Origin of the sequence: Actinomadura harenae (assembly GCF_003696215.1) — a bacterium.
GTDB lineage: Bacteria > Actinomycetota > Actinomycetes > Streptosporangiales > Streptosporangiaceae > Spirillospora > Spirillospora harenae.
This window is the reverse complement of record NZ_RFFG01000071.1, coordinates 30,614-41,011: the sequence shown is the minus strand read 5'-3', so window position 1 is coordinate 41,011 and position 10,398 is coordinate 30,614. Positions and strand designations below refer to the sequence as shown.

9 protein-coding genes are annotated in these 10,398 nt (G+C 72.9%); 7 read left to right on the top strand and 2 right to left on the bottom strand.

The window, feature by feature from the left end; translation table 11 throughout:
• The first annotated feature begins 167 nt into the window (after positions 1–167).
• From EBO15_RS30365 to EBO15_RS30345, 5 genes are all read left to right on the top strand, one after another.
• Entirely contained in the window at positions 168–1,178 is a 1,011-nt protein-coding gene (locus EBO15_RS30365; RefSeq protein ID WP_122197896.1) for a carbohydrate ABC transporter permease, read from the top strand.
• Complete coding sequence (locus EBO15_RS30360; protein WP_233616537.1) at positions 1,175–2,029, top strand: carbohydrate ABC transporter permease; 855 nt, start codon at positions 1,175–1,177, stop codon at positions 2,027–2,029. Before EBO15_RS30365 ends, EBO15_RS30360 begins: the two co-directional genes overlap by 4 nt.
• Complete coding sequence (locus tag EBO15_RS30355) at positions 2,026–3,480, top strand: glycoside hydrolase family 3 protein (RefSeq protein ID WP_122197895.1); 1,455 nt, start codon at positions 2,026–2,028, stop codon at positions 3,478–3,480. Before EBO15_RS30360 ends, EBO15_RS30355 begins: the two co-directional genes overlap by 4 nt.
• A 208-nt stretch (positions 3,481–3,688) precedes the next feature.
• Positions 3,689–4,153 carry an RrF2 family transcriptional regulator gene (locus EBO15_RS30350; RefSeq protein WP_122197894.1) on the top strand — a complete coding sequence of 155 codons (465 nt, stop codon included), beginning with the start codon at positions 3,689–3,691 and terminating at the stop codon, positions 4,151–4,153.
• Between the two features lie 2 nt (positions 4,154–4,155).
• Complete coding sequence (locus EBO15_RS30345) at positions 4,156–4,935, top strand: Fpg/Nei family DNA glycosylase (protein ID WP_122197893.1); 780 nt, start codon at positions 4,156–4,158, stop codon at positions 4,933–4,935.
• 27 nt (positions 4,936–4,962) lie between these two features.
• Here the strand turns inward: EBO15_RS30345 and EBO15_RS30340 are convergent, their stop codons facing one another.
• Positions 4,963–6,183 (bottom strand): MFS transporter, encoded by a 1,221-nt coding sequence (locus EBO15_RS30340; RefSeq protein ID WP_158628395.1) that lies wholly within the window; start codon positions 6,181–6,183, stop codon positions 4,963–4,965.
• Positions 6,184–6,258: 75 nt separating this feature from the next.
• On the opposite strand from EBO15_RS30340, the gene EBO15_RS30335 reads away from it, so the two are divergent.
• The gene (locus EBO15_RS30335) at positions 6,259–7,149 is read left to right on the top strand and encodes a LysR family transcriptional regulator (RefSeq protein ID WP_158628394.1); all 891 of its coding nucleotides are present in this window, start codon (positions 6,259–6,261) and stop codon (positions 7,147–7,149) included.
• 68 nt (positions 7,150–7,217) lie between these two features.
• Here EBO15_RS30335 and EBO15_RS30330 read toward each other — a convergent pair whose 3' ends face one another.
• Positions 7,218–8,036 carry a TetR/AcrR family transcriptional regulator gene (locus tag EBO15_RS30330; protein WP_122197890.1) on the bottom strand — a complete coding sequence of 273 codons (819 nt, stop codon included), beginning with the start codon at positions 8,034–8,036 and terminating at the stop codon, positions 7,218–7,220.
• Between the two features lie 72 nt (positions 8,037–8,108).
• On the opposite strand from EBO15_RS30330, the gene EBO15_RS30325 reads away from it, so the two are divergent.
• Complete coding sequence (locus tag EBO15_RS30325; protein ID WP_122197889.1) at positions 8,109–10,370, top strand: ATP-binding cassette domain-containing protein; 2,262 nt, start codon at positions 8,109–8,111, stop codon at positions 10,368–10,370.
• The last annotated feature ends 28 nt before the right edge of the window (positions 10,371–10,398 follow it).

The following is a 10,398-nucleotide window of genomic DNA, read 5'->3' as shown; positions in this document are numbered from 1 at the left end:
GACGCGGACCCCGACCGGGACCGCTCCGGCCGCACCCCCGCCGGTGCACCAGCCAGGCGGGCCGGGACCGCTGCCCGGCCCGCCGACAGCGTCCCGGCCGGCGAGGCGTCCGCACACGCCTCGCCGGCCGGGGCCTCCAGAGAGTCCCCGAGGGATAGGCCAGCCCCATGGCGAACACCGCCTCCAAGGCGAACACGGCGGCTCCGCGCGCTCCCGGCCGGGCCGAGCGCTCCGGCAGGCCCGGCGCCTCGAGCCCGCCGCGCCGCCGCCCCGTCCGGTTCCGGCCGGGCCCGTACCTGCTGATCGCGCCCACCGTCGCGACCATCGCGGTGCTCATCCTCTACCCGATCGGCCAGCTCGTCTGGATGTCGTTCCACAAGATCGGCACCCGCGAGGTCCGCGGTCTCGACCCGGCCAAGAACGTCGGGTTCAAGAACTTCGACACCGTCCTGAACGACGACTTCTTCTGGAAGGTCTTCGTCAACACGGTGCTGTCCGCCGCCGCGATGGTCGTCTTCACGATGATCGTCGGCACCCTGGTCGGGCTTCTCCTGAACCGGCTCGGCAAGCGGATGTCGCTGCTGGTGTCGTCCGGCGCGCTGCTCGCGTGGGCGACCCCGGCGATCTCGTCCGCGATCGTCTACAAGTGGCTGTTCACGCCCGGCGGCGGCCTGGTCCCATGGCTCCTGGACCTGCTGCCCGACTGGCTCGTCGGCGGCGGCTGGGACGACTACAACTGGTTCTCCGAGCCGCTGACCACCTACGTGGTGCTGGTCCTCTGCGTCGTCTGGCAGTCGTTCCCGTTCATCGCGGTGTCCGTCCTCGCCGGGCTGAAGAGCGTGCCCAGCGAGCTGTACGAGGCGGCGCGGGTGGACGGCTCGTCCGCCTGGACGACGTTCTGGCAGATCACCTTCCCGCTGCTGAAGCCGGTGTTCCTGGTGCTCACCGTGCTGTCGATCATCTGGGACTTCAAGGTGTTCACCCAGCTGTACTTCCTGTCCGGCGGCACCGCCAACCGGGACTCCTTCAACCTCGCGATGTACGCCTACTCCGAGGCCGTGGCGTTCCCGGCCAAGTACGGGCTGGGCGGCGCGATCGCGCTCGTCCTCACCGCCATCCTGCTGGTGTTCACCGGCTTCTACGTGCGGGTCATGATCAAGCAGGGGGAGGTCGCGTGAGCGCGCCGGGCACGGGCGGGCGCGGCACGCGCATCGCCCTGAACACCGCCGGGATCCTGGTCTTCCTGTTCGCCGTCTTCCCGGTCTTCTGGATGGTGTCGTCGGCGTTCAAGACCGACGAGGACATCAACTCCGAGACGCCGCTGCCGGTGCCGATCCACTGGACGCTGCACCACTTCAAGGCCGTGATCAACGGCCAGGGCCTGGACTACGGGCTGTTCCACTTCTTCCTGAACAGCCTGATCGTCGCGATCGTCACCGTCGTGGTGGGAAGCGTCGTCTCGATCCTGGCCGCCTACGCGGTCGCCCGGACCCGGTTCCGGGGCCGGACGGCGTTCCTGCTGATGCTGATCATCGTGCAGATGGTGCCGCTCGAGGCGCTGATGCTGCCGCTGATGCTCAACGCGCAGCGGCTGCACCTGCTGAACAGCCTGGGCGGCGTGATCATCGTGTACGTCGGGTCGATGCTGGCGTTCTCGGTGCTGATGCTGCGCGGGTTCGTCGCGGCCGTCCCGAAGGACCTGGAGGACGCCGCGTCCATCGACGGCGCGTCCAAGGCCACGACCTTCTGGCGGATCACCTTCCCGCTGGTCGCGCCGGGCCTGGTCGCGACCAGCATCTTCTCCTTCGTGAACGCGTGGAACGAGTTCGTCATCGCCTTCGCGTTCCTGAAGGACCAGGACAAGTACATGCTGCCGCTGACGCTGTCCTACAGCTTCGGCCGGACGCAGGTGGAGTGGGGCTCGATCATGGCGTCCTCCACCCTGTTCACCATCCCGGTGATGGTCTTCTTCCTGATCGTGCAACGCCGGATGGTGTCCGGCCTGGTAGCGGGGGCAGTCAAGGGATGAGCCAGCGGATCGGAAACGACGAGGTCGGACGGCTCGCCCGGAGCGCCCTGCTGCCGTCCTTCGACGGCGCGACGGCGCCCGGCTGGGTGCTGGACGAACTGGAGCGCGGCCTCGGCGGCGTGACCCTGTTCGCGCTGAACGGGAACGTCCCGGGCACCGCCGAACTGGCCGCGCTGACGGCGCGGATGCGGGAGGCCGGAACGCCCCTGGTGACCATCGACGAGGAGGGCGGCGACGTCACCCGCCTCGGCGGGCACAAGGAGGCCAGCCCGTACCCGGGGAACGCGGCGCTCGGCGCCGTGGACGACGTGGCGCTGACCCGCCGCGTCTACCGGTCGCTCGGCGCGGAGCTGGGCGCGGTCGGCGTGAACCTCAACTTCGCGCCGTCGGTGGACGTCAACACCGCCGCCGACAACCCGGTGATCGGCACCCGCTCGTTCGGGGCCGACCCGGAGCTGGTGGCGCGGCACGCGGCGGCCGCCGTCGCGGGCACCCAGGAGGCGGGGGTCGCGGCCTGCGCCAAGCACTTCCCCGGTCACGGGGCCACCGTGGAGGACTCGCACCTGGGCGTGCCCGTCGTCGACGCCGACCTGGAGCTGCTGGACCGGCGCGAGCTGGTCCCGTTCCGGGCGGCGATCGAGGCCGGGGCCCGGGCGGTGATGACGGCGCATCTCGACCTGCCGAAGATCACCGCCGGGGTCCCGGCCACCCTCTCGCCCGCCGTGATCACCGGGCTGCTCCGCGAGCACCTGGGGTACCGGGGCGTGATCGTGACGGACGCGCTGGACATGAAGGGCGCGAGCGGCGCGATCGGCATCCCGGAGGCGGCCGTCCGGGCCCTGCTCGCGGGCGCCGACCTGCTCTGCCTCGGCCCGCGCGAGCATCACGGGACGGTGCTGGCCGTGCTGGCGGCGATCGAGGGCGCGGTCGCGTCCGGGCGGCTGCCGGTCGAGCGGCTCGCGGACGCCGCGGCCCGCACCGGCGCGCTGAAGGACTGGCTGCACGGGAGCGCTCCCGTTCCGGTCGACCGCGCCGCCGGGCTGGACGCGGCGCGCCGCGCCGTGCGGATCACCGGCGACCTGCCCGTCTTCCCGGCCGCGCCGCTGGTGGTGGAGCTGGCCTCGGACGGCAACATCGCGGTCGGCCCGACGCCGTGGGGCCTGTCCCCGTGGGCGGCCGACGCCGTCCGCGCGGAGGGGACCCTCGACGAGGCGGGCGACGTGCTGGAACGTGCCACCGGACGCGGCCTGGTCGTGGTCCTGCGGGACGCGCACCGGCACGCCGGGCAGCGGGCGCTGGCGTCCGCGCTGCTCGCGGCCCGTCCGGACGCGGTGCTGGTGGACATGGGCCTGCCGGTGTGGCGGCCGGAGGGCGCGGTCCACGTCGCGACCTACGGCGCGGCGCAGGCCAACGGCCGCGCCGCCGCGGAGGTCCTCGGCCTCACCAGCTGACCGGCCTCCCACTGATCGGCCTCACCAACTGGTCGGCCTCACGAACCGAGCCGGTGTCTCCCGGCGAGGGAGGCGGGGGCGGGCGCCGCGATCCGGCGTCCGCCCTCTCCCCTTTCCAGGGGTTTTTACCGGGGCTCCGATCCTGCCGGAGCGGCCGGAACGGGGGGCTAAAGCCCAACCAGTCCGATCGGCAAGGGATAATACGTTCATGCGATTGTCCGCACGGGTCGACTACGCGTTGCGAGCCGCCGCGGAGCTGGCGGTGGCCGGGAGCCACCCCGTGACCGCCGTCCAGCTCGCCGAGGCGCAGCAGATCCCTCCCAAGTTCCTCGAGAACATCCTCGGCCAGCTGCGCAGGTCGGGCCTGGTGCGCAGCCAGCGCGGGCCGGAGGGCGGCTACTGGCTGGCGCGTCCCGCCGACCAGATCGCCCTGGCCGACCTGATCCGCGCCATCGACGGGCCGCTGCTCGGCGTCCGGGGCGAGCGTCCCGAGCACGTCGGGTACGAGGGTCCCGCCGCGTCCCTCCAGGACGTCTGGATCGCGCTGCGCGCCAGTGAGCGGGCGATCCTGGAGCAGGTGACGCTGGCGCACATCGCGTCCGGCGACCTGCCCGAGGACGTCCGCAAGCTCACCGAGGACCCGGCCGCCTGGGAGAGCCCCTCCCTGATCTAGCCATGCCCGAGGGCGACACGATCTTCCTGGCCGCCCGGCGACTGCGCGACGCGCTCGCCGGGCGGCCTCTCACGCTCTCGGACTTCCGCGTCCCCCGGTACGCCACGCTCGACCTGCGCGGACGCGCCGTCGACGACGTGGTCCCGCGCGGGAAGCACCTGCTGACCAGGGTCGAGGGCGGGCTGACCGTCCACACGCACCTGAAGATGGACGGCGAGTGGCGGATCCGCCCGGCCGGGGCGCCGCCGCGCGACCCCAGGGTGCGGCTGGTGCTGGCGAACGCCGAGTGGATGGCGGCGGGCTACTCGCTCGGCACGGTCGAGGTCCTCCCCACGGGCGAGGAGGACCGGGCGGTCGGTGGCCTCGGCCCCGACCTCCTGGGCCCGGACTGGGACGCCGCCGAGGCCGTCCGCCGCCTCACCCGCGCACCCGGACGCGCCGTCGGCGAGGCCCTTCTCGACCAGATCCTGCTGGCGGGGATCGGCAACGTCTACAAGTCCGAGGTCCTGTTCCTGCGCGGCGTCCATCCGTGGACGCCCGTCGGCGCCGTCCGCGATCCGGACGGGATGGTCGGCCTGGCCCGGCGGCTGCTCATGGCCAACAGGCTGCGGCACGGCCACGTCACGACCGGCGACCTCCGGCCCGGCCGGCGCAACTGGGTGTACGGCCGGGCGGGGCGTCCGTGCCTGCGCTGCGGCACCCCGGTCCGGCGCGCGGATCAGGGCCCGGTCGCCGGCGAGCGGGTCACCTTCTGGTGTCCCCGCTGCCAGCCCGGGCCCTGAGCGCCTGGCGCCGTCCTCGCGGCGCGCCTACACCGTGGCGGCGGCCTCGCCCTTCGCGGCGGAGGGGTTCTCGACGCGGGAGAGCAGCGCCGTCCCGGCGACCATGGCGACCGCGCCGAGGCCCACGACGACCGCCGCGATCAGCAGCGTGGACGCGAGGCCGAGCGGGCCGGACACCGCGCCGAAGGCGAAGGGGGCGATCGCCGCGCCGGTGAACAGGCCGAGCTGGACCTGACCGCCCGCGCGGGCCCCGTCCCCCGGCAGCACCCGCAGGACGGCGGCGAACAGCAGGCCCGTCCAGCCCCAGCCGCCCGCGACGGTCAGCACCGCGCCGAGGACGAAGCACACCGGGTTCCCGGCGGAGGTGATCAGCAGGCCGATCCCCCCGGCGAGCATCATGCCCGCGACGATCGCCGGGTTGCGGCGCGGCGCCCGGTCGGCGGCCATGCCCGCGACGAGCCGGACGGCGACGGCGAGCAGTCCGGCGACCGACTGCATGATCCCGGCGAGGCCGGTGGACATGCCCGAGTGCGTCCCGATCTGGATGAAGTACGAGGCCATGGCGTTGGAGCCGATCGTGGCGAGCGCCGCGGCGAGCGTCCAGAGCACGAGCACCGCGCCGATCCCGGCGAGCGGCACCGCGGCGGGCTTACCGGCGGACGCGGACTTCCCCGCGGACGGCGCGGAGACGGTCTCGGTCACGGGGCCGCGCGCCAGCGGCGTCACGGCGAAGCCGATCACCGGGCAGACCAGCGCGGCCCAGAGGGCGGCACGCCAGCCGTGCGGCCCGGCGACCAGGCCCGCGAGCAGGCCGGGCAGCAGGGGGCTCACGCCGAGTGCCGCGCTGACCAGCCCGGACGCCAGCGACAGCCGGTGCGCCGGGACGCGGGCCGCGATGAACCGGCCCGCGACCGGCTGGGTGAGCGCGTTGCCCGCGCCCGCGAGGGCCAGCGCCACGCCGAGCACGGCCGCGTTCGGCGCCAGCGCCGCGAGGACGAGCCCGACGGTGGCGAGGACGTTGATCAGGGTGAGCACGACCGGAACCGACAGCGTGGCGGTGACCCGGCGCGCGAGCGGGGCGCCGAGCGCGCTCACGGCGAAGAATCCGCTCAGGATGAGGCCGAACACGGTCCCGGAGACCGGCAGCCCATGCTCGACGGGGGTGGCGAGCGCCGCGACCCCGAACACGGGTGTCATCGCGGCGACGATGCTGAGGACGACTGCGGCCAGGCCCTTCCAGGTGTTCATACCGGGATGTTCCGCCCGGAAGGGGGTCCCTCGCCAAGACCCTTGGTGATGCCCGATCGGCATTACCGTTATGGCATGGACGTTTCGACGCGCTCGCTACGGTACTTCGTCGCCGTGGCGGAGGAACTGCATTTCACCCGCGCGGCGGAACGGTTGTACGTGGCGCAGCCTGCGCTTTCCAAGGCCGTCCGGCGGCTGGAGGAGGAGCTCGGCACCGCGCTGTTCGTCCGCAGCCGCCACTCGGTGGCGCTGACCGAAGCCGGCCGCTCGCTGCTGCCCGTCGCCCGCACCGCCGTCGAGGCCCTGGACGACTGGGAGCGGCAGGCGCGCGCCGACCGCGACGCCGCCGCCCGGATGCTCCAGGTCGGCTACCACTCCGCGGTCTCCCCGGCGCTGCTGCGCGACGTCACCGAGCGGTTCGCCGCGCTCCGCCCCGACCTGCGGATCGAGCTGCGGCTGAACGACTGGGACGATCCGGCGGGCACCGTGCTGTCCGGACGCGACCGCGCCGCGCTGCTACGCCTCCCGGTCCCGGGCGCGAACCTGCTGGACCACGTGGTCATCGTCCGCGAGGGGCGCTGCGTCGTGCTGCCGGAGGGGCACCGGCTCGCCGGGCGCGCGTCCGTCCGCCTGGCCGACCTGCGGGACGAGACGTTCGTGGCGCTGCCCTCGTCGTCCGGGCCGCTGCGTGAGCACTGGCTGGCTCTGGACGGCCTCGGGACGCTGCCGCGGATCGGCGTGGAGGTGCACAACTCCGAGGACTACTTCCTCGCCATCCAGTCCGGCCGCGGGATCGCGATGGTCGCGGAGATGACGGCGCGCGTGTACCGGCGTCCGGGCGTGGTCTACCGGCCCGTCGAGGACGCGCCGGAGGCCGAGCTCGCCGTCGTCTGGCCGCGCGGAGACGCCGACCCCGTGCTGCGCGACTTCGTCCGCGCCTGCGTGGAGGCGACCGAGTCGTACTGAAGGAACGACGTCGCTCTGAGAAGCGGCGTCTTCCTGAGAGGCGGCGGCGCCCTGAGAAGCGATGGGGCCTAGCGAGGCGCGTCCGGTCCCCGCGCCCCGAGCCGCGCCGTGAGCCGCGCCTCGACGCCGTCCAGGATCACGGCGAGGCCCTCGTGGAAGCCCTCGTCGACCAGCATCTCCAGGTAGGGCCCGTCGTGCTCGGGCGGCGGGCCGTCGCGGGACTCCAGCCAGGCCATGTCCGGAACGCCGTCGAGGAAGTCGGGCGCGATCTCCTCCAGCGCGGACGCGCGGGCGTTCCACCACTCCGCGTCCGGGACGCCGGTCGTGCGGGCCGCCTGGCGCGCCTCGTTCACCGCGCGCACCGCGCCCTCCACATACCGGACGAGAACGGGCACGATCGCGCGCGCCTCGTCCGGCCGCAGCCCCGCCCGGCGCAGGACGCCGGCCAGCGCGTTGTACGCGCGGTACTCGTTCGGCCCGAGGACGGGACGCGCCTGCGACACCTGCGACACCCACGGATGCCGCAGGTGGAAGTCGCGCGTGGCCTCGGCCCACGCGCCCAGCGCGTCCCGCCATCCGGCCTGCGGGAAGGACGCGGGCAGTTCGCCGAGGACCTTGTCGTACATGAGGTCGACCAGTTCGGCCTTGCCCCGCACGTACGTGTAGAGCGCCATGGCCGTCCGGCCGAGCCGCTCCCCCACCAGCCGCATCGACAGCGCCGCCGTGCCGACCTCGTCGGCGACCTCGATCGCCGCGTCGACCACGGCGTCCACCGACAGCGCGGGCTTCGGGCCCGGCGCGCCCGGACGCGGCGCCGGGCCCGAGGCCCCGCGCCAGAGCAGCTCCATCGAGCGGCGCGGGTCACCCTGTCCCGCGAACACGGCCATACCCGGACTCCTTATGGCATAAGCTGATCGAAAATCTCTTTATGCCATAAGCATATCAACGGGAGGACGCCCATGACCCGGCACACCGCCGACAGCCACGACGTCATCGAGGTCCGCGGGGCGCGCGAGAACAACCTGGCGGACGTCTCCCTCGACCTCCCCAAGCGCCGCCTCACGGTGTTCACCGGAGTCTCCGGCTCAGGCAAGTCCTCGCTGGTCTTCGGCACGATCGCGGCCGAGTCCCAGCGCCTGATCAACGAGACCTACACCGCGTTCGTCCAGTCGTTCATGCCCAACATCCCGCGCCCGGACGTGGACGGCCTGCGCAACCTGTCCGCCGCGATCGTCGTGGACCAGGAGCGCATGGGCGCGAACGCCCGCTCCACGGTCGGCACCGCCACCGACGCGTCCGCGATGCTCCGGATCGTGTTCAGCCGCCTCGGCGAACCGCACGTCGGGACGTCGAGCGCGTTCAGCTTCAACACCGCCGAGGGCATGTGCCCCCGCTGCGAGGGCCTCGGCAAGGTCTCCGACATCGACATCGACCAGCTCGTCGACCGCGACAGGTCGCTGAACGAGGGCGCGATCACCGTCCCGACCTTCGGTGTCGACACCTGGTACTGGAAGAACTTCGCGCAGTCCGGCTTCGTCGACCCCGACGTCAAGCTGCGCGACTACACCGAGCAGCAGTGGGACGACTTCCTCCACAGGCCCGCCACCAAGATCAAGCTCAGCGGGCTGAACACCAGCTACGAGGGACTGCTCGTGAAGGTCCGGCGGCTCTTCCTCGCCAAGGACAAGGAGGCCGCGCAGCCGCACATCCGCGCGTTCGTCGAGCGGGCCGTCACCTTCACCGCCTGCCCGGACTGCGGCGGCGCCCGGCTGAACGCGGCGGCCCTCTCCTCGAAGATCGACGGGGTGAGCATCGCGGACTGCTCGGCCCTGCAGATCAGCGACCTCGCCACCTTCGTCCGCAAGCTGGACGAGCCGTCCGTCGCGCCGCTGCTCGTCACGCTGCGCGAGACGCTGGAGTCGCTCGTCGAGGTCGGGCTCGGCTACCTCAGCCTGGACCGCGCGTCCGGCAGCCTCTCCGGAGGCGAGGCCCAGCGCGTCAAGATGGTCCGGCACCTCGGCTCGAGCCTCACCGACGTGACGTACGTGTTCGACGAGCCGACCGTCGGACTGCACCCGCACGACATCCGCCGCATGAACGACCTGCTGCTGCGCCTGCGCGACAAGGGCAACACCGTCCTGGTCGTCGAGCACAAGCCCGAGACCATCGAGATCGCCGACCACGTCGTCGACCTCGGCCCCGGCGCGGGCACGGCGGGCGGCCGGATCTGCTTCACCGGCGACGTCCCGGGGCTGCGCGCGTCCGGCACGCTCACCGGACGCCACCTGGACCACCGCGCCCGGCTCCGCGAGACCGTCCGCACGCCGACCGGGCACGCGTCCATCACGAACGCGACCCGACACAACCTCAAGAACGTCGCCGTGGACGTCCCGCTCGGCGTCCTCACCGTCGTGACGGGCGTCGCCGGGTCCGGCAAGAGCTCGCTCATCCACGGCTCCCTGGCCGGACGCGACGGCGTCGTCTCCGTCGACCAGTCGCCGATCCGCGGCTCGCGGCGCTCCAACCCGGCCACCTACACCGGCCTGCTCGACCCGATCCGGACGGCGTTCGCCAAGGCCAACGGCGTGAAGCCCGCCCTGTTCTCGGCGAACTCCGAGGGCGCGTGCCCCAACTGCAAGGGCCTCGGGCTCGTCTACACCGACCTGGCGATGATGGCCGGAGTCGCCACGGTCTGCGAGGTATGCGAGGGTCGCCGCTTCACTCCGGAAGTGCTCGAGTACACCCTCGACGGGCGGAACATCAGCGAGGTCCTCGCCATGTCCGTGGACGAGGCGCGCGGCTTCTTCACCAAGGGACAGGCCAAGGCGATCCTCGGCCACCTCGGCGACGTCGGGCTCGGCTACCTGAGCCTCGGCCAGCCGCTGACCACCCTCTCCGGCGGCGAGCGGCAGCGCCTCAAGCTCGCCGTCCACATGGCGGAGAAGGCCGCGACCTACGTCCTCGACGAGCCGACCAGCGGTCTCCACCTCGCGGACGTCGACCAGCTCCTCGCCCTCCTGGACCGGCTCGTCGACGCCGGGAACTCGGTCGTCGTCATCGAGCACCACCAGGCCGTCATGGCGCACGCCGACTGGATCATCGACCTCGGCCCCGGCGCCGGATCGGACGGCGGCGAGATCGTCTTCACCGGCACGCCCGCCGACCTCGTCGCGCACGGCACCACGCTCACCGCCGTCCACCTGCGGGAATACGTGGCTTGATCTCCGCGCGGCGAGCTGCGCACAGTGG

Coding starts and splice junctions, on each gene's coding strand:
- EBO15_RS30335 (WP_158628394.1), top strand. CDS start 6,259: ATGGACGTTTCGACGCGCTCGCTACGGTACTTCGTCGCCGTGGCGGAG.
- EBO15_RS30325 (WP_122197889.1), top strand. CDS start 8,109: ATGACCCGGCACACCGCCGACAGCCACGACGTCATCGAGGTCCGCGGG.
- EBO15_RS30330 (WP_122197890.1), bottom strand. CDS start 8,036: ATGGCCGTGTTCGCGGGACAGGGTGACCCGCGCCGCTCGATGGAGCTG.
- EBO15_RS30355 (WP_122197895.1), top strand. CDS start 2,026: ATGAGCCAGCGGATCGGAAACGACGAGGTCGGACGGCTCGCCCGGAGC.
- EBO15_RS30340 (WP_158628395.1), bottom strand. CDS start 6,183: ATGAACACCTGGAAGGGCCTGGCCGCAGTCGTCCTCAGCATCGTCGCC.
- EBO15_RS30350 (WP_122197894.1), top strand. CDS start 3,689: ATGCGATTGTCCGCACGGGTCGACTACGCGTTGCGAGCCGCCGCGGAG.
- EBO15_RS30345 (WP_122197893.1), top strand. CDS start 4,156: ATGCCCGAGGGCGACACGATCTTCCTGGCCGCCCGGCGACTGCGCGAC.
- EBO15_RS30365 (WP_122197896.1), top strand. CDS start 168: ATGGCGAACACCGCCTCCAAGGCGAACACGGCGGCTCCGCGCGCTCCC.